The sequence below is a fragment of the Polynucleobacter yangtzensis genome, assembly GCF_027924165.1.
In the GTDB taxonomy this organism is placed as follows: domain Bacteria; phylum Pseudomonadota; class Gammaproteobacteria; order Burkholderiales; family Burkholderiaceae; genus Polynucleobacter; species Polynucleobacter yangtzensis.
This window is the reverse complement of sequence record NZ_AP026973.1, coordinates 1,549,607-1,568,287: the sequence shown is the minus strand read 5'-3', so window position 1 is coordinate 1,568,287 and position 18,681 is coordinate 1,549,607. Positions and strand designations below refer to the sequence as shown.

Genomic DNA, 18,681 nt, shown 5'->3' with positions numbered 1-18,681 from the left:
TACAACAACTTAGAAAAATAAACTGAGTTTAAGTAAACGCCACAACACCAGCAATAAGATTAATCGCCAGTGCAAGCAGGGAAGCATTAAAAACAAAAGCAGTCATTCCCTGCATCATCACTAAAAACCGGATTCGTGAGCTGGCAATATTGACGTCAGCAGTCTGGCAAGTCATGCCAATCACCATAGAAAAGTAAAGAAAGTCTACATAGGTAGGCCTTTGCTTGCCGGCAAATAGCAAAGGGGCTTCTTTGGTTTTCTCAAACTCTTGATAGTAGGCGTGAGCGTAATGCAGGGCAAAAGCTGTATGTACAAATAACCAAGAGATCGCATATGTGCTTAGCACTAGGCAAACGTGACGAATAGCCAAATGAATAGGTAGAGTTTTGATGCCCGAGAGAATAATCACGATAGTGATCAGGCTTGCAGCTGCTGCCAAAATAATGATGAGCAGGATGATTGCAGCGCCATCATCCTCTTTCTTTGAAAGCAACATGATATTTTCTTGGGTTGAATAGAACATCATGATGTAAGTAAGGGCTAGGTAAAGACTTCCTGCTAGCGCCCAAGAGAGGGCTAGGCTAATAGTGGAGGAAGACTCAGAGGAGAGCAGAAAAAATGCCCCAAAGCCAGCAATGGCGACAATAATCAGTCTTGATATGGCGCTGATATGGTGCCAGTGTTGTGTCCAGTGTGTCGCTTTCATAGTGATACTAGTATGCACTTAAAATAAAGTCTGACATCTCCAGGATTGCACTTCTTTGTGATTGAATGGTGATAGACAATACTAACAAGCTTAATTAAGTAGAGGGCCGCAAAGTGCGTTCAAATATTAGAAGTTGGAGCTTAGTAGCGGGCGCACTCATTATTTTGGCCGCCTGCATTTTTGCTTATTTATCGACAAGGCCCGCTGAGGCTGATTTAGCAAGTTTGATTAACATGCTTACCCCCACTGTTCGCTGGGCTGCATAAGCTAGTTTATTCAAATATCTGGTGCCTATCTTGCTGCAGGGGGCTCCATCTACTGGTATTTCTCTATAGAAACCCATCCTTAGGGGAGTAGATTGGTATCTGACATTACCCATCTGAAAGGTTGATATGAGCAAGAAACCATTTGATATGAAAGCTATGCCGGGACAACAAAGTGCTGTTGATGCAACCAGAGCCGCCGGACGTGTGGCGATAGAAAGTGCTCAGGCGATTACGCAGATCAATCAGCAAGCTACACAAGAGTTGGCTGCGATGATTCAGAGGCGGGTGTCTGAGCTCATGAAGACTCAAGACCCTAAATCTGCTTTCGAGTATGTTCATGCTGAGGTATTGCAGGATGCGGCTAAAGAGATTACTCAATATCACAATCAGTTATTGCAAGTTTTGAAGAGTGGTAATCAAGAGTTAGCAGATATTGCTGAAACGATGATTCAAGAATCCAAAGCAGATCTTATTCACTTTGTAAATGAAGCTACTGATAACGCGCCAGTTGGCAGTGAGGCTTATGTATCCGTATTTAAAACATCTTTCAATAACGCGTTGCAGAATTTTGAATTGATTCGTGCTGCAATGGCTGACTCATTCACTAATTTTGAGAAGAGCGTTGAGAATGTCAGCAATCTTTCAAGCCAAAAAGGCTCTTCAAAAAAGAAGGGTTGAGCCTTTAAGGTTGTAGTTCAATATTGTTTCTGAAATTGCAGGGCGGTTTTGATAGTCTGAAAATGAATATCCACGGTAGATTCAATTTCTTTGCCGTAGCCGCCCGCCATTGAGAATGCAATAGGCAGCTGCCGATCTAATGCGTATTGAAACACCATTTCATCTCGCAGACGCATCCCATCCTTGCTGATATTCAGTCTTCCGAGTCGATCGCCCTCATGTGGGTCGGCGCCAGCCAAGAAAATGAGGCAATCTGCCTTAAAGCGTGAATCTAATTGATCAAGAGCTGTACTCAATGAGTGCAAGTAGATTTCATCATTGCAGCCATCAGCCAGGCCCACATCCAGATCACTTTGCTCTTTCTTAAAGGGAAAATTATTTTCCCCGTGAATGGATAGAGTGAAGATGGAATCATCATTTTGCAAAATGGCTGCAGTGCCGTTTCCCTGATGAACATCCAAATCAATCACAGCAACTTTTAGGGATGGGTTAATTTCTTTTTGCAGAGTCCGTGCTGCGATAGCGGAATCATTAAATACACAAAATCCACTTCCGGTATCGCGATAGGCATGATGAGTGCCTCCAGCCAGATTGGCGGCGATACCTTCTTGCAAAGCCGTTTTGGCTGCAGCTACAGTGGCGCCTGCTGAACGTCGTGAGCGCTCAACCATTTGACTGCTCCAGGGAAAACCGATTTCTTTTTGCTCTTGCGCTGAAAGTTTTCCCTCTATGACTTTAATGAGGTAGCTTGGATCATGCGCATACAAAATTTGTGTATCTGTTGCTGACGGCGCTTCAACCAGCTCAATACCTGCTTGCGATCCCACTAAATCTCGCAAGCGTGAGTACTTCTCCATCGGGAAGCGATGCCCTGCAGGTAACGGCAATACAAAATGGTCGGTATAAAAAGCCTTCAAACTTCTCTCGCGTATTCCTTGAGGATATTCATCGGCACTGTTTCCAGCGCCTTAATGTGTGTACTTTCTAGCTTGATATATGGAGCGCAATTGGCGTTTAATGCCTCAACCCAGCGATTGATACATAAGCACCATTGGTCGCCTGCAAGTAAGCCAGGGAATCGATACTCTGGTCTGGGGGTAATGAGATCGTTCCCCTTTTGCAGGCTAAATTGCAAAAAGGCATCTGTAACGATGGCGCATACCAAATGACTACCCACATCTTCTTCGTTGGTTTTGCAGCAACCATCTCTAAAAAACCCTGTTAGAGGATCAAAGGAGCAGGGAATCAATGGCTCTCCAAATACATTCAGTGCAATCTCATTTTGCATAACAACCTTAATAGTATTAGTGCCAACCAGTTTATTGAATAAGCCGTAAACTTGCTTAACCATGACTCAATTAGAGAAACTCACTTTGTTCTATGATGGCGCTTGCCCACTATGTCAGGCGGAGATTCTTTTTTTGTCAGGACGCAATCAAGCTAACTTATTGGACTTTGTTGACATTAATTCTGAGCGGTTTGACCCTCAAAAATTGGGTGTCTCATGTGAGGCTGCCCTAGCAGCCATGTATGGCCAATTTGCTAGTGGCGAATTAATACAAGGCGTTGCAGTATTTCCTGAGGCTTATCGCCGAGCGAATTTACCGCGTCTTGCCTGGTTCTTTTCAAGAAAGTCCATGCAGCCATTCCTTAAATTAGGGTACCTATTTTTTGCTAAAAATAGACATGCAATCTCTAGTCTTTTTGGGCCGGCCGCACTTCGTTTAGTCAAATCCAAATCAGGGGTGATTCCGTCATGAAGAGGATGCCATTATTTCTGGTACTGACTTTGTTGACCGTGTTCTTATCAAATGGCTTTGCTCGCGAGCCAATTGAATTACCTCCAAATATCAGTTCTGCAAAATTGCAGGGTAGTGGTCGACTTACTTGGTTTGGTCTCCACGTATATGATGCTGCGTTTTATCGGGTTGGCTCACTTTCATCGCCCGATTTCGCGTTGAATTTACGCTACCAAAAATCTTTTTCAGGAGCATCCATTGCCAATCGTAGCGCTGAAGAGATGAAGCGCATTGGGGTGCCAGAGGCTCAGGCAGTGCTTTGGGGGAGAGAGTTAACTACTTTCTTGCCGAATGTTGAGTCTGGACAAACCTTAACAGCAATATATTCCCCTAAGCAAGGGACAACTTTTTATCACGACGGCAAGCAGATCGCTCAAGTACCGGGGGCTGAATTTTCAAAAGCATTTTTTGGGATTTGGCTTGACCCAAAAACAAGTGCTCCTAAGTTGCGTACTGAGTTACTTGGACAATCCTGTCCCCCACCCATTTTTAGTGAGGCTTGTTAATTCATGAAAAAGCTTTTTTCCCGAATCATCACATTAGCATTCTTTGGGCTATTTTTGGTGTCATGCTCAACGCCACAAGTTTCTCAATACGCCAATGAAAAACCCGTCCTCGATTTGAGTGAATATTTTTCCGGAACGATCGATGCGTATGGCATCTTTACTGACCGCAGCGGTGAAGTAAAGAAACGCTTTACGGTATTAATCAAAGCAAATTGGACCATAGTTGATGGAAAAAAAGTAGGCACCCTGGACGAAAGCTTTGAATATTCTGACGGCACTAAGCAAAAGCGTATTTGGACACTTACAGAGCAGTCCCCGGGAAATTACATTGGTAGAGCGGATGACGTGGTGGGAGACGCGCAGGGTCAATTCGCTGGCAATGCCCTAAATTGGACCTATACCCTTGCCTTGCCCGTTGACGGCACCATTTACAACGTTCAATTTAATGATTGGATGTATCTAGTTACGCCTAAAGTAATGCTCAATAAGGCCAAAATGAGTAAGTTTGGCATTGAGCTCGGCGAAGTAACCTTGAGCTTCTACAAGCGCTAAGCAAAAGCACGGGATTTGTGTCACACTTTCTTCAAGGGCTCCTGTGGGGGCTCCAATAAAGGAGATACAGATGAGAACCACATTAAAGCAAGTTTCCATTGCTCTTTCTGCTGCAGGCATTTTTTCTTTAGCTGCCTGCCAATCGATGGAGCAAGGCACCGGTCAAAAAGCAAGCGCTAGTTTAGATTCTAGATCGGGGTCTCAAGCCAAGGGTGAAGTAACCTTTGTTTGGCAAGGCAATGATGTACTCATCAATGGTAAGTTTTCTGGATTGAAGCCCAATGCAGAGCAGGGATTTCATGTTCATGAAAAAGGAGATTGTTCTGCTCCTGATGCAACTAGCGCAGGCGGTCACTTCAACCCTGAAACAAAATCTCACGGCATGCCAAATAGCGGTATGAATCATGCTGGAGATCTTCCTAATATCAAATCAGATGCGAATGGCAATGCAACCTATAGCGCCAAGTTACATGGCTTTGCTGTAAATACAGGTCCAACTGGAATTGTGGGTCGTTCGGTGGTTGTTCACAGAGATCCGGATGATTACAAATCACAGCCTGCCGGCAATTCTGGTCCACGTATTGCTTGTGGCTTGATTAAGTAACGCATAGTTTTTATTTATTAGTAGATACAGGGCATTTCATGAGAATCGAAGATACCGACCCAGCTCGTCATGCAGGGATTGAATATCCAATGGAAGTGGGTGCCCCTGTATTTGCGCCTATCAAGGTCACCGAAGAAAAAGACAAGGCTGTTAACGTAGCGCGCCAGAATGCGAAGTTGGAATACGACCGCATCATGGAGCAAGCTGAAGTCTTAATGAAGCAAGCAAAAGCCTTGCAAGCAAGGCTTGATGCTACCGAGATGGTGCATTGTGCCAAATTTAGCTTTAATCCAATCCACGGAAAAATTTACCACCTCTATTACGACAGCAGAAATAGCGTCAATGTCTTAATTCAGAATGGTCCAAGAGAATGGAGCTGCGGTATTCCAGATGGTTGGACCTATTCGATGGCGGTGAAGAAGTTAGGTGACAGTACCTGGGCAGTAATTGAAGAAGATGCCCTTACTGTATGATTATTTTCTCTCTATAAAAACAATAAGGTGACACGTGACAAAAGCTCGAGTTGTTAGTCTGACTGAACTAGGTAGCGCAGACGTAATCAAAGTAATAGACAAAGAACTGCTTCCACCAGCAAAAGGTGAAGTGCAAATTCGTCAAACCGCGATTGGTTTTAATTTCATTGACGTTTATCAGCGCTCTGGTGTTTACCCTCTAGAAATGCCTACTGGTCTTGGCCATGAAGCTGCAGGCGTTGTTGAGGCTGTGGGTGATGGTGTCACTGACTTTAAGGTTGGCGATCACGTGGTTTATATGAACGCTGGTATCGGTGCATACGCAAGTGCACGTAATGTTGCGGCGGATAAGTTGGTGTCAATACCAAATGGTATTTCTGATGAAGTAGCTGCAGCCGTTTTCTTCAAGGCAATGACTGCGCAATATCTTGTCCAGAAAACATACAAAGTAAAAGCTGGTGATGTGGTGCTTGTGCACGCAGCTGCAGGCGGCGTTGGTCAGATTTTGGCGGGCTGGGCGAAAGCCTTAGGCGCCTTTGTTGTTGGTACAGTTGGCTCTCCTGCAAAGTTTGCTGCCGCTAAAGAGGCGGGCTGCGATGCGGTTGTCGACTACTCACAGCCTAATTGGGTTGAGGAAGTCATTAAGGCGACTGGCGGCAAAAAAGCCAATGTAGTTTATGACTCTGTTGCAAAGACTACTTTCTTGGGCTCATTGGATTGTGCTGCTCCATTTGGCACAGTTGCTTTATTCGGCGCTGCATCTGGACCGGCTCCAGAGATTCAGCCAGAAATCTTAAACAAGAAAGGCTGCCTGTTTTTAACAAGACCTTCTGTGTTTCCGCACAACGCAACTGCAGCCTTATTAAAAGAAAATGCTAAGGCAGTATTTGATGCAATTGCTAAAGGGCAGGTCAAAGTACAAATTGGTGCTAAGTTTTCTTTAGAGCAAGCAGCAGATGCACATCGCGCTGCTGAAGGTAGAAAAGTTTCTGGTGCAATTGTGATGACACCATAGGCTTAAGTGTCTAAAGTACAAAAGCCCCGTCTATCGGGGCTTTTTTTATAACTCAATCGGGCGTAGGATAGGAGTATGAAAACACTTTTAAAAATAATCCTATCTACCCATTTGGTTTTAATGAGTACCTTGTCTCTGGCGCAAATTCCGGAGACGCAGTACTCACAAGGAATTTCCTATATCACTGGCGGTGTTGGTGAGGATGAGACGGTAGCCATTCTTGCTGAGGCTAAGCAATGGCCATTGCTTTTGGAGATGTCTCAAATTGAGAATGGCAGGGGCGTCTGGATATTTGGCGCAACCATCAAAATCATGAGTGCAGCTAAAAAGCAAATAGTCTTTGATGCTCAAGCAGATGGACCTTATATGCTAGTTAACCTAGTGCCTGGCGATTACCTGATTGATGCCGTTTATGGAGGTGTAACTCAAAAGCGATCCGTCTCCATAAAGGCTGACTCAACCCAAAAGATCTCACTCTTCTGGAAATGAAATCCTTCAATTCTGCTTAAAACCCACTTAAAAGTGGGTTCTTTGTTGCCTGCACTTGCAATTAGTTCGTATTAGTACTAAACTAGTTCTAGTTAGTACTTTATGGACATCTAATGAATTTTCTACCGGCTCTGCGAAATTTGGTTTCCGCCTACCAATCATTTGAGAGATATTCGGCTCCCGACGTCAAAGCAATGGGATTGACTACGACTCAGTTTGATGTGATTGCAACATTGGGTAATCAGCCACCAATGACATGCAAAGATTTAGGGGAAAAGACTTTGGTAACCAAGGGCACTCTTACTGGTGTGCTAGAGCGTTTAGAGGTCAAGGGAATTTTGGAGCGCAAGTTAAATCCAGAAGATGCCCGCAGTCAAATGATTGGTCTAACTAAAGAGGGGCAAGCTTTATTTGAGAGAGTTTTTCCAATGCACCTTCAGCATTTAGAAAAAGCATTTTCAAAACTATCTGAAAAAGAGTTGGCAGAAGTGACCAAGTCTTTGCAAGTGATTAACCATATTTTTACAAATTAACTTATTCAAGAACGGAGAGAGAACATGAACTCAGCATCTAAACCCTTAGCCTTGGTTGCCAGAATATTAATGGCATCTATTTTTATTTCAGCGGGATTTTCCAAGGTGTTTGGATTCGATGGAGTTACTGCTTATATTGCATCCAAAGGATTGCCAATTCCAATGATCATCGCTGGGCTCACAGTTGCCTTAGAAATTCTTGGCGGTCTTGCGATCATTATTGGCTATAAAGCCCGTATTGCCGGCCTACTTCTTGGTTTATTTTCTATCCTGGCAGCCTTTATATTTCATAACTTCTGGGCATTTCCTCCAGAACAGGTCTACCTGCAGAACATCATGTTTATGAAGAATCTGAGTATGGCAGGCGGTTTATTTTTGCTAACTGTATTTGGGGCTGGCGGATACTCTATTGATGCCAGACTCGAAATGAAGTAACAGCGTTTTAAAGAAAAAATGATAGACAAGTTAAATGTGAAAAGAAGATTCTGATGACAAAAATTGCAGTGGTATTTCATAGTGGCTATGGTCACACAGTAAAACAGGCGGAGGCAGTTGCAAAAGGTGCGAATGCTACATTGGTGGCAATTGATGCTGAAGGTAATTTGACGGATGCACAGTGGGTAACTTTAAATGAAGCTGATGCCATTGTTTTTGGTTCACCAACTTATATGGGAACTGTAAGCTGGCAATTTAAAAAGTTTGCTGATGCAAGTTCTAAGCAATGGTTTTCACAGCAATGGAAAGATAAAGTATTTGGTGGCTTTACGAATTCAGCCACGATGAATGGTGATAAGCATTCCACCTTACATTACTTCTTTACTCTAGCAATGCAGCACAATGGCATATGGGTTGGAACCGGGTTGATGCCTTCCAACTCTAAAGCTGCCAAGCGTGATGACATTAACTACGTTGGCTCATCTGCTGGAGCAATGATGCAGACCCCATCTGACGCAAGTGCGGATGAGGTGAATGCGGGCGACTTAGAGACTGCCAGACTCTATGGTCAGCGTATTGCAGAAATCACTAAGCGTCTGAAGTGATCTCAGCGTGAGCTAAGTAATTGATTTAATAGAGAAAACCACCTGCGGGTGGTTTTTTTGTTCTTGGTCGAGTCGGTTTATAATTTCATAAGTAATTGAATTGAAAGGGATTATTCCCTTAATTCCACTTTTTCTGGTTTGTCAGTGCCAATAGATTCTCAGACAATTCCTAGGGTGGTTTGAATCAAGCCATTGCCTTACATGACAGTCAATATATCTTCCTCCTCCAGTAACCCTGCTTTGACGCTTGAAGCGCGAGCTCTTGCATGCGTGCGCGGTGAAAGAAGATTGTTTGAAGGACTCAACTTAACAGTCTCTAGTGGAGAGTGTCTACATGTACGTGGCGAGAATGGCGTTGGAAAAACCAGCCTACTAAGACTATTGACGGGTTTATCTAAGCCAGAGGCAGGTGAGATTTTATGGGGTGGACTATCCATTAATAAGGTTGTCTCTACTTACCAACGCGAGCTTTTATTTCTGGGACATCGTGATGCCTTGAAGGAAGACCTCACTGCGCTAGAAAATTTACAACTCTATGCTGCTCTAGATGATGTTCATTTGCCGGATGAGAAAGCTTTGTCTGCTCTCTGGCGTTTTGGTTTGCGCGGGCGCGAACACTTGCCAGTCAGTTGCTTGTCGGCCGGTCAAAAGCGACGCGTCTTGATGGCCCGTATGTTGACGCGTCAAGCAAAGCTGTGGATTTTGGATGAACCATTCAATGCTTTGGATGTACATGCGGTACAAGCTTTGCAAGACCTTATTGCTGAGCATGTGGAATTTGGCGGCTTAGTGGTTTTGACTAGCCATCAAGAGGTAACGCTTCCTAATGTCAGGGTGCTGGATCTATGAAGGCTTTACTGGCAATCATTCACCGCGATTTGTTGTTGGTTATGCGCCGCAAGAGTGAGGTGCTGACAGCCTTATTCTTTTTTGTCGTTGTGACTAGCTTATTTCCTTTGGGGATAGGTGCTGATGCTGCCTTGTTGCGCAAAATTGCGCCGGGTGTTCTATGGGTGGCAGCCTTGCTATCTACCTTGCTGGGCTTGCATCGAATGTTTGCAGCTGACTATCAAGACGGTTCGCTAGAGCAGCTGGTTTTGTCACCTCAACCCTTGGCATTGCTCGTGACTGGAAAAATTATTGCCCACTGGATTGTGTGTGGTCTACCGCTAGTGCTCTTAGCCCCAATTATTGGCATTCAGTTTGATTTGGATGCCGGCTCTTTGTATGTGCTGATGGGCACTCTACTATTGGGTACTCCAGTGCTATCCTTGCTGGGCTCAATAGGCGCTGCATTGACCCTAGGAGTGAGGGGTGGCAGCGTGTTACTAAGCTTATTGATATTGCCTTTATTTATTCCGGTCCTTATTTTTGGTGCTGGCGCTGTATATGCTCATAGCGTTGGTTTAGATACATCAGGTCATTTTTCATTGTTGGGCGCATTATTGATTTTGGCTTTAGCATTTGTCCCTTGGGTAAGTACTGCCGCCGTAAAGATTGCAATCGAATGAGTCAGATAAATCACTTTTCTAACCACCGCTTGATTAACTGGTTTAAGTTATCGAGCCCCAGCACCTTTTATCCGGTGGCAGGTAAGCTCATCCCATTTTTCTGGGTTTTAACGTTCCTGTTTGGTGCCGTCGGTTTATGGGTTAGTTTTTTTGTTGCTCCAGTCGACGCTGTTCAAGGGCAGGGCTATCGAATAATCTTTATTCATGTGCCAGCCTCATGGATGTCGATGTTTATCTATTTAGTGATGGCTGCTTGGGCGGGGCTTGGACTTGTTTTTAATACCCGCTTGTCTGCCATGATGGCGCAGGCGCTTGCGCCAATAGGCGCCTGGATGGCATTTCTGTCTTTATGGACGGGTGCATTCTGGGGTAAGCCAATGTGGGGTACATGGTGGGTATGGGATGCACGACTCACATCAGAGCTGATTCTATTGTTTCTCTATTTGGGCTTTATTGCCCTACGAGCCTCTATTGATGATCCGCGCCGCGCTGATAAAGCTAGCGCTATCTTGGCTTTGGTAGGTGTAGTAAACGTGCCGATTATTTATTTTTCAGTGAAATGGTGGAATACCTTGCATCAAGGAGCATCCGTTTCATTGACTAAATCGCCGGCTATGGCCCAAACCATGCTCTGGGGAATGTTATTAATGGCCCTATGTTTCTGGATGTACACGATTGCAGTTACCTTAATGCGAGTGAGGGCAATCATTTTGGAGCGTGAAGCCCATGCGGATTGGGTGAGACAATCAATTGAGGTGAAAAGCTGATGTGGAATAGTCCTTCCGAGTTTTTTGCCATGGGCGGTTACGCACTTTATGTGTGGAGCAGTTTTGGCATTTGTGCCTTAGTTTTGATATTGGAGCCTCTATTTGTGCGCGCTCGCTTTAGGGCAGTAATCCGCAGATTGAAGCAACAACAACTAGCAGAGCAGTTCGATAAAGAGATTAGTAAGTGAAACCTAGACATAAACGTGCATTGATTATTGTTGCCGCACTCCTAGCGATTGGAGTTGCTGCGATGTTGATCTTGAATGCACTTAACAGCAATATAGCTTTGTATGTCACGCCAAGTGAGGTTGCGGCAGGTAAGGCACCTCAAGGCCAAGCTTTTAGGATCGGCGGCATGGTAAAAGATGGCTCAGTAAAACGCGATGGCCTCACTGTGCACTTTGAGATCACCGACCTTGTGAAGGACATTCCAGTCGCATATACCGGCATTCTTCCTGATTTATTTAAAGAAGGTAAGGGTGCGGTGATTCAAGGTCGCATGAATGCGAATGGTGAATTTATTGCCAGCGAAGTACTTGCGAAACATGATGAGAATTACATGCCTCCTGAAGCCAAACACGCGTTAGACCAGGCGCAAAAAAACGGAAGCGCTAAATGATTCCAGAGTTTGGGCATTACGCATTAGTTTTGGCGCTTTGTATTTCTCTCGTGCAAGGGGTTTTGCCCTTAGTAGGCGCCCACTTTGGTCGCCGAGACTGGTTAGTTCTGGCAAGACCTACCGCTCAGACTGTTTTCTTATTATTGGCGATCGCCTTCGGAATACTGGCATGGAGTTTTTACAGTAACGATTTTTCTGTGCTCTATGTTGCTGAGCATTCCAATTCACAAATGCCGGTGATCTATCGATTAGGTGCGGTATGGGGTGGTCATGAAGGATCACTGTTGCTGTGGGTTTTCTTGCTAGCTACATGGACTATATTGGTAGCGCAACTTTCTAAGGCCTTGGATGATTTCATGGTGGCCAGAGTAATTGGTGTTTTAGGACTGGTCACTAGTGGTTTGTTGTTATTTGTACTAACAACCTCAAATCCTTTTGAGCGTTTGTTGCCGGCCGCTCAAGACGGTCGATCTTTAAATCCACTTTTACAAGATCCTGGTTTGGTATTTCATCCACCAATGTTGTACATGGGTTACGTTGGTTTTTCAGTAGCTTTTGCTTTTGCAATTGCTTCTTTGTTGTCAGGCAGATTAGATGCAGCATGGGCGCGTTGGTCACGCCCATGGACAACAGCTGCCTGGGTTTTCTTGACCCTCGGTATTGCGCTGGGCTCTTGGTGGGCTTACTACGAGTTAGGTTGGGGTGGTTGGTGGTTCTGGGATCCCGTTGAGAATGCTTCATTTATTCCTTGGCTCGTAGGCACCGCCTTATTGCATTCATTAGCTGTTACTGAAAAGCGTGGCGGCTTTAAAAGCTGGACCGTATTATTAGCGATTACCGCGTTCTCCTTGTCCTTGCTTGGCACCTTCCTAGTTCGATCTGGTGTATTGACCTCAGTGCATGCATTTGCAACCGATCCAAGACGCGGCATTTTCATTCTGATCTTTTTATCGTTAGTTGTTGGATCATCTTTAGCGCTTTACGCTTGGCGAGCACCAAAGAGCACTATGGGCGGTAAATTTAATTTGAGCTCTAGAGAAACATTTATCTTGCTTGGAAATGTTTTTTTAGTTGTTTCAGCCGGATCTGTTTTGCTCGGCACACTCTATCCTCTATTGATAGATGCTTTGCATCTTGGCAAGATTTCTGTAGGCCCTCCTTATTTCAATAGCGTCTTTGTTCCCATCATGGTTCCTTTATTGGTATTGATGGGCATAGGTCCTTGGGCAAGCTGGAAGCAAAGCAACTTACTCAGCATCATTAAGCGCTTATGGCTTGCGGGCGCGGTTGCTTTGGTTGCGGGAGTTGCAATTCCGTTAATCATGGGACAATTTACTTGGCTTGCTGGTATGGGCTTCATGTTGGCTTTTTGGGTGATTGCATCAGGCTGCATGCAAATTGTTCGCCAAGCAAAGGCAGGTAAACCAACTCGTTCCTTTATTGGTATGCAGGTAGCCCATCTAGGTATTGCGGTATTTGTCATTGGCGTCACGATGGTAGGCGCCTACCAAGAAGAAAAAGATGTGCGCATGTCAGCTGGCGATACGGTGACGGTTGGTGGTTATCAAATTCAATTGCAGGGTGTTAACGCTGCTCGCGGCCCAAATTATCAAGCAATGCGCGGCACATTCTTATTGTCAAAAGATGGCGGTTCTCAGACCAGTCTTTATCCTGAAAAGAGAAGCTATTTCTCATCCACAATGCCAATGACTGAAGCGGCCATTGATGCTGGACTTACCCGCGATATTTATGTATCTCTTGGCGAGGAGTTGGGTGACCAGTCATGGGCCGTGCGTGTTTACTACAAACCTTTTGTTGATTGGATCTGGGGCGGTTGCTTGCTAATGGCCCTAGGTGGCGTATTGGCGATGTCGGATAAGCGTTATCGAATGAAATTAAAGAACAAGCTCGCATGAAAGCAAAATTTTTAATTCCACTCGTTTTGTTTGTAGCTCTAGTAGTTTTTTTAGCTATCGGCCTCAATCGCGATCCTCATGAAGTGCCATCACCATTAATCAATAAGGCTGCCCCAGCATTTGAGGTTCCTCAATTGGCCGAGCCTAATAAAACATTTTCGCCAGAAAGCATGAAGGGTCAAGTGTGGGTCCTCAACGTTTGGGCATCGTGGTGTGTAGCTTGTCGTGAAGAGCACCCAGTATTGGTGGAGCTAGCAAAATCTCAAATAGCCCCAGTGATTGGTTTGGACTATAAGGACAAGCGTGAAGATGCTTTAGCAATGTTGGCAAAGCAAGGTAATCCCTACGTACTTTCTGCTTTTGATGGCAATGGCCGCGTTGGTATTGATTACGGAGTCTATGGGGTTCCCGAGACCTACATTATTGATAAAGCGGGCGTGATTCGCTTTAAGCATATTGGTCCATTGACTATGAACTTATTGAATGAAAAAATTTACCCCAAGCTGAGCGAGCTTAAAAGATGATGAAGCAGATTTTTCTAGCTACATTGATCGCGTTAAGCCTTGGCAGTGTATTTGCCAGAGACGCTGCGCCTCTTGCGGATGACCCTGTAATAGAACAGCGCTTGATTAGTATTTCAGAAGAGATGCGCTGCTTGGTATGTCAAAACGAATCCTTGGCGGGCTCGCGCTCAGATTTGGCAAATGATTTGCGCCGTGAAATTCGAATTCTGATTAGTGAAGGTAAGTCGGACGATCAAATTCGCTCATTCATGGTTGAGCGTTACGGCGATTTCGTGCTCTATCGTCCGCCAGTTAAACCGGTGACCTGGTTGCTTTGGATTGGCCCATTCGTCATCCTGGGTATTGGCATTGCAGGCCTCTTAGTGTATTTACGCCGTCGCAACAGTAGCGTTCCTAATGTTGTTCTGACTGATGCAGACAATCAAAAAATTGATGCATTGCTCAATGCAGCCGATAAGAAAGAAGGATGAATTTAGTGACTAGCTTTTTGATTCCCGCCTTTCTACTCTTGGTTCTAGTGTTAGTGCTGGTGTTGCGACCTTTTATATTTCCTGCAAAGAGTGCAGCAACATCTCGTCGCCAGATGAATGCTGCCATTTATCGAGAAGAGCTTGATAAATTAGAAGCGGAACATCAGGCTGGTGTAATCAATTCTGTTGACTATGAAATTGCTCATGCTGAAATGCGGCAACGTCTTTTCCAGGATACGATCGTAGAGGATGATCGTGAGGTAGCGGGTTCTACGAAAAAGACCGCTATTGGCTTATGTATTTTTATTGTCGTGCTTTCATCGGGACTCTATTTTTCATTGGGAGATGTAGTCCGTGTAGCGCAAAAAAATTCTGAGACACCGGTTACCCAAGAAGGCGTTGAAAAAATGGTGGCTGAATTTGCCATTAAGATGGAAAAAGATCCTAGCAACTTGAAGGGTTGGGCAATGCTAGCTCGCTCTTATCGCATCTTGGGTCGCAATGAGGATGCCGCTAAGGCATATGCACGTGCTGGCGACTTTATTAATTCTGATCCTCAATTATTAGCCGACTATGCAGATGTATTGGCTACCAACGCTGACGGTAATTTTGCCGGAAAGCCTTTGCAGTTAATTAATCAGGCTTTAAAGCTTGATCCTGATAATTTAATGGCGCTATGGCTTTCGGGCACTGCAGCGTATAGCTCTGGCAATTACAAAGCAGCTGTACAGACTTGGGAGAAATTAGCAAAACAGATACCAGCAGATACCGATGAAGCGCGTGCTATCCAGGGTTCGATTGCTGAGGCTCGCTCTAAGGGTGGACTTTCTTCGCAAGCTCCTACTTCAGTGGCTGGTAAATCGATTAGCGGCAAGATTGAATTAGCACCAGACCTGAAGTCTAAGATTAAGTCGGGTGATATTGTAATGGTCATTGCCCGCAAGCCTGGTGAGCGTATGCCGGTAGCCGTCTTAAAGGTTGCTGCTAGCGATTTCCCAATGATCTTTACCTTGAATGATTCTTTGGCAATGAATCCAAGCGCGCCGCTCTCTCAATTATCTGAGGCGAGTATCGAAGTGCGCATCTCAAAAACTGGAATGGCTAAACCAGAGATGGGTGACTTAATCTCATCAGCCCAGACGGTTAAAGTAGGTGCAAGTAATGTTCGCCTGCTGATCGATCAAGTGCGCCAGTAGTCCAAAAGACTGCTTTAGCCTCTGCCTACAAATGGCATATTGGTAGCCATAATTGTCATCGATAGAATATTGCTTTCTAGCGGGAGTTGAGCCATATGAAGCACGGCTTCTCCGACGTGATCAACATCCATACGCGGCTCTACTTTAGTAGATTGATCAGCCTGCAGAATGCCGGCAGCCATACGTTCAGTCATTTCGGTTGCGGCATTGCCTATATCAATTTGACCGCAGGCAATATTAAATGGACGCCCATCCAATGCAATCGTTTTAGTTAATCCGCTGATCGCATGTTTTGTTGCGGTATATGGTGCAGACATGGGTCGTGGTGTATGTGCAGAGATGGAGCCGTTATTAATAATTCTGCCGCCTTGAGGGGATTGCGCCTTCATCATGCGAATCGCTTCCTGTGAGCATAGGAATGCGCCACAAAGATTGGCATTCACGACATTCATCCACTGCTCATAGCTAAGTTCTTCCATGGGAATGGCGGGGGCGCCCATGCCAGCGTTATTAAATAAAACATCTATGCGCCCAAACCGATTGCTTAGTGCGGTAAATAACTTTTTGACCTCATCTGGTTTGCCAACATCACAAGATACGGCAAGGCAGTTGCTCTGATCGCCGCCAATATCAGCAATGGCTTTTTCTAATTTATCGAGATTGCGGCCTGTCAGCACCACTTGATAGCCACCTTTGAGTAGGGCCTTGGCAGCGGCCTTCCCGATCCCAGTTCCTGCGCCTGTCACTAGGGCCACCTTGGTTTTTGCTGAATTCATAATGGTCTTTAGGGCTTTTAAAAAGCATCATCTTATCTTGATTTGGGTGATTGGATTTGAAAGCTTTTCCTTGCGCCATGGTCGGGGCATAATGCAAAAAACATGAAGAGACTTTAATGAATTTCATCAAAAGACAGATCTATAACCCCTTGGCTCTAGCAGCCACCTTTTTTGCGCTTTTAATTATCCTTTTTGGTGTGCTTTGGATCTTAATTCCGCCGCCGCCTAAATCGATTGAAATGGCAACGGGATTCCCGACTGGTTTGTACTACCAGTTTGGGGAACGCTTAAAGGCTGATTTAGCTAAGGAGGGTGTCAATCTCAAGGTTCGCTCTACTGGCGGAACTATTGATAACCTGGCTCTCTTAAATGATCCAAAATCTGGAGTGGATTTTGCGATGGTTCAGGGTGGTGTGGCTAACGTTAGCGATTACCCTAAATTGGTCTCAATAGCGGGCATGTTTTATGAGCCTATTTGGGTTTGGTATCGCGAAGGCGCATTTAAAAGCGATGGTGGCCAACTCAAGATATTGAGTCAGTTAAAAGGAAAAAAAGTTTCCATTGGAAATGAAGGCAGTGGTACTTTGGCTTTGACTAAAGATTTATTGCAGGCCAGCGGCATTACCGATAAAGAAATTGGCGCACAGAGACTTAAACCAGATGAAGCCATTGCCAAATTAAGTAGTGGTGAGTTAGATGCAGTATTTATCGTCGCCGCAGCTGAGGCTCCAATCCTGAGAAAGTTTTACTCTGTTCCAGGGATTCGTTTGATGAACTTTGATCAGGCAGATGCTTATACCCGCAATCTCACATATTTGTCTAAAGTGACAGTGCCCAGAGGGTTATTGAGCATTCAGCATGATCAGCCACGTCAAGACATTCAAGTCATGGCTGCTACAGCCACATTAGTTGCGCATGAGGATATCAATCCAGCATTGGTTTCTCTGGTGCTTGGAGCTTCATACGATATTTTGAAATCGTATTCGCGCTTACAAAAAGTAGGCGAATTTCCATCAAGCGCTGGATTGGATTTTCCTTTGCATGTGGACGCAGAAATTTATTTAAAAGATGGACCTTCATTCCTGCATCGTCATCTTCCATTTTGGACTGCAGTTTGGGCGGGTCGCTTTGTCAAAATTGTTATTCCATTGTTGGTAATTTTGATTCCGTTATTTACTTACATCCCTTCAGCCAAGAATTTCTTCTTGCGACTGAAGTTAGCTCAGGTATACGAAGAGCTTAAGGTAATTGAGAGAAACGCTCAAAACCCCGAGCTTAAGGAAAAGAACTTTAAAGATCTCGAGGCTATCGAAAGGCGGGTTGGCAATATCAAGGTTTCTATGTTGGATGCCAAAGAGCTATATGACCTAAAAGGGCATGTGGGTGAGGTACGCGGGCGCTTAAATCTAGTGCATTGAGATGAAATGCTGGATAACAGGCCAAACCCGATTCTGCCATCTGCCCTAAAATAAGCGGATGACTATTGCCGGCCTTGCGCCTTCTCTGACCCCTCTTAAGCAGATTGACCAGGCTTTGCGTGAAGATGGTTTCGCAGTTATTTCTGCCGAGACCGTCGCTCAATTTAGTCATGTGGATCTGACCAATCTTCAAAGTCTCACAAGGTTTTGGGAGGATTTGCCCCGCGATCCTTATTTAAAGGATGGTGGTCGATATCGCTTCCGTCGCCATGCCAGTTATGAAATTAAGGGCGATGAATTGACCTTGGTGCCACATCGAGCACATTGGCAATCGCTCGACTACAACGCGCTTCACGGCGGCATTGAACGTTGGTTTGAGCCCATTCAGAAGGAGTTGTTAGGTGACCCCGCTTGGCAATCGGTATTACTAGGGCTTGCACATATTTTGAATGGCTTAAAACAAGTCAATACTTGGTTTGTTGAGGCTCATCAATTTCGGATTGATACAACTGACGGTATTGGGCGCCCCACGCCTGAGGGCGCTCATCGTGATGGCGTAGATTTTGTAGCGGTCTTCTTGTTGGATCGTTCAGGTATCAAAGGTGGTGAGACGAGAATATTTGATGCTTCTGGTTCTGCGGGCCTGCGCTTTACTCTCACACAGCCTTGGTCTTTGCTGTTAATGAATGATCAACGCATGATCCATGAATCAACACCTATTCAGCCAGTGGCTGAATACGGATACCGAGATACATTGGTTTTAACCTACCGCTCTAACGGTTTCCAAGACTCACCTAATCGTAGCCAGCAATAATTTTCTTTA

At 44.9% G+C, this 18,681-nt stretch carries 26 protein-coding genes; 22 read left to right on the top strand and 4 right to left on the bottom strand.

Annotation, left to right across the window (positions count from 1 at the left end; translation table 11 throughout):
* Nucleotides 1–28: 28 nt before the first annotated feature.
* The gene (locus tag QMF28_RS07895) at nt 29–706 is read right to left on the bottom strand and encodes a DUF1345 domain-containing protein (protein WP_281742155.1); all 678 of its coding nucleotides are present in this window, start codon (nt 704–706) and stop codon (nt 29–31) included.
* A 392-nt stretch (nt 707–1,098) separates the two neighbouring features.
* Here QMF28_RS07895 and QMF28_RS07890 point away from each other — a divergent pair, with 392 nt between their 5' ends.
* Nucleotides 1,099–1,650, top strand: a complete 552-nt coding sequence (locus tag QMF28_RS07890; protein WP_281742154.1) for a phasin family protein — start codon at nt 1,099–1,101, stop codon at nt 1,648–1,650.
* Nucleotides 1,651–1,667: 17 nt separating this feature from the next.
* Here the strand turns inward: QMF28_RS07890 and QMF28_RS07885 are convergent, their stop codons facing one another.
* Complete coding sequence (locus tag QMF28_RS07885) at nt 1,668–2,567, bottom strand: histone deacetylase family protein (RefSeq protein ID WP_281742153.1); 900 nt, start codon at nt 2,565–2,567, stop codon at nt 1,668–1,670.
* Nucleotides 2,564–2,938, bottom strand: a complete 375-nt coding sequence (locus QMF28_RS07880; RefSeq protein WP_068324675.1) for a DUF2237 family protein — start codon at nt 2,936–2,938, stop codon at nt 2,564–2,566. The genes QMF28_RS07885 and QMF28_RS07880 overlap by 4 nt, the downstream gene beginning before the upstream one ends.
* A 61-nt stretch (nt 2,939–2,999) precedes the next feature.
* Between QMF28_RS07880 and QMF28_RS07875 the strand changes: the two genes are divergently transcribed.
* From QMF28_RS07875 to ccmI, 19 genes are all read left to right on the top strand, one after another.
* The gene (locus QMF28_RS07875; protein ID WP_281742152.1) at nt 3,000–3,410 is read left to right on the top strand and encodes a thiol-disulfide oxidoreductase DCC family protein; all 411 of its coding nucleotides are present in this window, start codon (nt 3,000–3,002) and stop codon (nt 3,408–3,410) included.
* Between the two features lie 5 nt (nt 3,411–3,415).
* Nucleotides 3,416–3,955 carry a chalcone isomerase family protein gene (locus tag QMF28_RS07870; protein WP_281742151.1) on the top strand — a complete coding sequence of 180 codons (540 nt, stop codon included), beginning with the start codon at nt 3,416–3,418 and terminating at the stop codon, nt 3,953–3,955.
* A gap of 3 nt (nt 3,956–3,958) precedes the next feature.
* Nucleotides 3,959–4,507, top strand: coding sequence for a DUF3833 domain-containing protein (locus QMF28_RS07865; protein ID WP_281742149.1), 549 nt, complete (start codon nt 3,959–3,961; stop codon nt 4,505–4,507).
* Nucleotides 4,508–4,577: 70 nt separating this feature from the next.
* Nucleotides 4,578–5,111, top strand: coding sequence for a superoxide dismutase family protein (locus QMF28_RS07860; protein ID WP_281742147.1), 534 nt, complete (start codon nt 4,578–4,580; stop codon nt 5,109–5,111).
* 38 nt (nt 5,112–5,149) lie between these two features.
* Nucleotides 5,150–5,584 (top strand): DUF2452 domain-containing protein, encoded by a 435-nt coding sequence (locus QMF28_RS07855; RefSeq protein WP_281742145.1) that lies wholly within the window; start codon nt 5,150–5,152, stop codon nt 5,582–5,584.
* A 34-nt stretch (nt 5,585–5,618) separates the two neighbouring features.
* Complete coding sequence (locus QMF28_RS07850; protein WP_281742143.1) at nt 5,619–6,599, top strand: quinone oxidoreductase family protein; 981 nt, start codon at nt 5,619–5,621, stop codon at nt 6,597–6,599.
* A 75-nt stretch (nt 6,600–6,674) separates the two neighbouring features.
* Entirely contained in the window at nt 6,675–7,088 is a 414-nt protein-coding gene (locus QMF28_RS07845; RefSeq protein WP_281742141.1) for a carboxypeptidase regulatory-like domain-containing protein, read from the top strand.
* 113 nt (nt 7,089–7,201) lie between these two features.
* The gene (locus QMF28_RS07840; RefSeq protein ID WP_281742138.1) at nt 7,202–7,621 is read left to right on the top strand and encodes a MarR family winged helix-turn-helix transcriptional regulator; all 420 of its coding nucleotides are present in this window, start codon (nt 7,202–7,204) and stop codon (nt 7,619–7,621) included.
* A 24-nt stretch (nt 7,622–7,645) separates the two neighbouring features.
* Nucleotides 7,646–8,056, top strand: a complete 411-nt coding sequence (locus QMF28_RS07835) for a DoxX family protein (protein ID WP_281742137.1) — start codon at nt 7,646–7,648, stop codon at nt 8,054–8,056.
* Nucleotides 8,057–8,109: 53 nt separating this feature from the next.
* Complete coding sequence (locus QMF28_RS07830; RefSeq protein WP_281742136.1) at nt 8,110–8,661, top strand: flavodoxin family protein; 552 nt, start codon at nt 8,110–8,112, stop codon at nt 8,659–8,661.
* A gap of 201 nt (nt 8,662–8,862) precedes the next feature.
* Entirely contained in the window at nt 8,863–9,510 is a 648-nt protein-coding gene (gene ccmA, locus QMF28_RS07825; RefSeq protein ID WP_281742135.1) for a cytochrome c biogenesis heme-transporting ATPase CcmA, read from the top strand.
* Nucleotides 9,507–10,172 carry a heme exporter protein CcmB gene (gene ccmB, locus QMF28_RS07820; RefSeq protein WP_068324493.1) on the top strand — a complete coding sequence of 222 codons (666 nt, stop codon included), beginning with the start codon at nt 9,507–9,509 and terminating at the stop codon, nt 10,170–10,172. The genes ccmA and ccmB overlap by 4 nt, the downstream gene beginning before the upstream one ends.
* Nucleotides 10,169–10,939, top strand: a complete 771-nt coding sequence (locus QMF28_RS07815) for a heme ABC transporter permease (RefSeq protein WP_216212220.1) — start codon at nt 10,169–10,171, stop codon at nt 10,937–10,939. Before ccmB ends, QMF28_RS07815 begins: the two co-directional genes overlap by 4 nt.
* Entirely contained in the window at nt 10,939–11,127 is a 189-nt protein-coding gene (gene ccmD / locus QMF28_RS07810) for a heme exporter protein CcmD (RefSeq protein WP_068324488.1), read from the top strand. The genes QMF28_RS07815 and ccmD overlap by 1 nt, the downstream gene beginning before the upstream one ends.
* Complete coding sequence (gene ccmE / locus QMF28_RS07805) at nt 11,124–11,558, top strand: cytochrome c maturation protein CcmE (protein WP_281742133.1); 435 nt, start codon at nt 11,124–11,126, stop codon at nt 11,556–11,558. The genes ccmD and ccmE overlap by 4 nt, the downstream gene beginning before the upstream one ends.
* Entirely contained in the window at nt 11,555–13,474 is a 1,920-nt protein-coding gene (locus QMF28_RS07800; RefSeq protein ID WP_281742131.1) for a heme lyase CcmF/NrfE family subunit, read from the top strand. Before ccmE ends, QMF28_RS07800 begins: the two co-directional genes overlap by 4 nt.
* A complete protein-coding gene (locus tag QMF28_RS07795; protein ID WP_281742129.1) occupies nt 13,471–13,998 on the top strand; it encodes a DsbE family thiol:disulfide interchange protein in 528 nt (175 codons plus the stop codon). Before QMF28_RS07800 ends, QMF28_RS07795 begins: the two co-directional genes overlap by 4 nt.
* Nucleotides 13,995–14,468: a cytochrome c-type biogenesis protein gene (locus tag QMF28_RS07790; RefSeq protein WP_281742127.1), complete on the top strand. Its 474-nt coding sequence runs from the start codon at nt 13,995–13,997 to the stop codon at nt 14,466–14,468. The genes QMF28_RS07795 and QMF28_RS07790 overlap by 4 nt, the downstream gene beginning before the upstream one ends.
* Complete coding sequence (ccmI, locus tag QMF28_RS07785; protein ID WP_281742126.1) at nt 14,465–15,664, top strand: c-type cytochrome biogenesis protein CcmI; 1,200 nt, start codon at nt 14,465–14,467, stop codon at nt 15,662–15,664. The genes QMF28_RS07790 and ccmI overlap by 4 nt, the downstream gene beginning before the upstream one ends.
* A 14-nt stretch (nt 15,665–15,678) precedes the next feature.
* Here the strand turns inward: ccmI and QMF28_RS07780 are convergent, their stop codons facing one another.
* Nucleotides 15,679–16,440, bottom strand: a complete 762-nt coding sequence (locus QMF28_RS07780; RefSeq protein WP_281742125.1) for an SDR family oxidoreductase — start codon at nt 16,438–16,440, stop codon at nt 15,679–15,681.
* Between the two features lie 116 nt (nt 16,441–16,556).
* Between QMF28_RS07780 and QMF28_RS07775 the strand changes: the two genes are divergently transcribed.
* Together QMF28_RS07775 and QMF28_RS07770 are read left to right on the top strand one after the other, a co-directional pair.
* Nucleotides 16,557–17,858: a TAXI family TRAP transporter solute-binding subunit gene (locus tag QMF28_RS07775; protein WP_281742124.1), complete on the top strand. Its 1,302-nt coding sequence runs from the start codon at nt 16,557–16,559 to the stop codon at nt 17,856–17,858.
* 58 nt (nt 17,859–17,916) lie between these two features.
* On the top strand, nt 17,917–18,672 hold the full coding sequence (locus QMF28_RS07770; protein ID WP_281742123.1) for a 2OG-Fe dioxygenase family protein: 756 nt from the start codon (nt 17,917–17,919) through the stop codon (nt 18,670–18,672).
* Nucleotides 18,673–18,681: the final 9 nt, after the last annotated feature.

Excerpts from the sequence above, each read along its gene's own strand:
- ccmI (WP_281742126.1), top strand. The coding sequence starts at position 14,465 with ATGAATTTAGTGACTAGCTTTTTGATTCCCGCCTTTCTACTCTTGGTT.
- QMF28_RS07770 (WP_281742123.1), top strand. The coding sequence starts at position 17,917 with ATGACTATTGCCGGCCTTGCGCCTTCTCTGACCCCTCTTAAGCAGATT.
- QMF28_RS07775 (WP_281742124.1), top strand. The coding sequence starts at position 16,557 with ATGAATTTCATCAAAAGACAGATCTATAACCCCTTGGCTCTAGCAGCC.
- ccmB (WP_068324493.1), top strand. The coding sequence starts at position 9,507 with ATGAAGGCTTTACTGGCAATCATTCACCGCGATTTGTTGTTGGTTATG.
- QMF28_RS07845 (WP_281742141.1), top strand. The coding sequence starts at position 6,675 with ATGAAAACACTTTTAAAAATAATCCTATCTACCCATTTGGTTTTAATG.
- QMF28_RS07795 (WP_281742129.1), top strand. The coding sequence starts at position 13,471 with ATGAAAGCAAAATTTTTAATTCCACTCGTTTTGTTTGTAGCTCTAGTA.
- QMF28_RS07815 (WP_216212220.1), top strand. The coding sequence starts at position 10,169 with ATGAGTCAGATAAATCACTTTTCTAACCACCGCTTGATTAACTGGTTT.
- QMF28_RS07875 (WP_281742152.1), top strand. The coding sequence starts at position 3,000 with ATGACTCAATTAGAGAAACTCACTTTGTTCTATGATGGCGCTTGCCCA.
- QMF28_RS07860 (WP_281742147.1), top strand. The coding sequence starts at position 4,578 with ATGAGAACCACATTAAAGCAAGTTTCCATTGCTCTTTCTGCTGCAGGC.
- ccmD (WP_068324488.1), top strand. The coding sequence starts at position 10,939 with ATGTGGAATAGTCCTTCCGAGTTTTTTGCCATGGGCGGTTACGCACTT.
- QMF28_RS07800 (WP_281742131.1), top strand. The coding sequence starts at position 11,555 with ATGATTCCAGAGTTTGGGCATTACGCATTAGTTTTGGCGCTTTGTATT.
- QMF28_RS07790 (WP_281742127.1), top strand. The coding sequence starts at position 13,995 with ATGATGAAGCAGATTTTTCTAGCTACATTGATCGCGTTAAGCCTTGGC.
- QMF28_RS07865 (WP_281742149.1), top strand. The coding sequence starts at position 3,959 with ATGAAAAAGCTTTTTTCCCGAATCATCACATTAGCATTCTTTGGGCTA.
- QMF28_RS07895 (WP_281742155.1), bottom strand. The coding sequence starts at position 706 with ATGAAAGCGACACACTGGACACAACACTGGCACCATATCAGCGCCATA.
- ccmA (WP_281742135.1), top strand. The coding sequence starts at position 8,863 with ATGACAGTCAATATATCTTCCTCCTCCAGTAACCCTGCTTTGACGCTT.
- QMF28_RS07890 (WP_281742154.1), top strand. The coding sequence starts at position 1,099 with ATGAGCAAGAAACCATTTGATATGAAAGCTATGCCGGGACAACAAAGT.
- QMF28_RS07880 (WP_068324675.1), bottom strand. The coding sequence starts at position 2,938 with ATGCAAAATGAGATTGCACTGAATGTATTTGGAGAGCCATTGATTCCC.
- QMF28_RS07855 (WP_281742145.1), top strand. The coding sequence starts at position 5,150 with ATGAGAATCGAAGATACCGACCCAGCTCGTCATGCAGGGATTGAATAT.
- QMF28_RS07840 (WP_281742138.1), top strand. The coding sequence starts at position 7,202 with ATGAATTTTCTACCGGCTCTGCGAAATTTGGTTTCCGCCTACCAATCA.
- QMF28_RS07835 (WP_281742137.1), top strand. The coding sequence starts at position 7,646 with ATGAACTCAGCATCTAAACCCTTAGCCTTGGTTGCCAGAATATTAATG.
- QMF28_RS07780 (WP_281742125.1), bottom strand. The coding sequence starts at position 16,440 with ATGAATTCAGCAAAAACCAAGGTGGCCCTAGTGACAGGCGCAGGAACT.
- QMF28_RS07870 (WP_281742151.1), top strand. The coding sequence starts at position 3,416 with ATGCCATTATTTCTGGTACTGACTTTGTTGACCGTGTTCTTATCAAAT.
- QMF28_RS07830 (WP_281742136.1), top strand. The coding sequence starts at position 8,110 with ATGACAAAAATTGCAGTGGTATTTCATAGTGGCTATGGTCACACAGTA.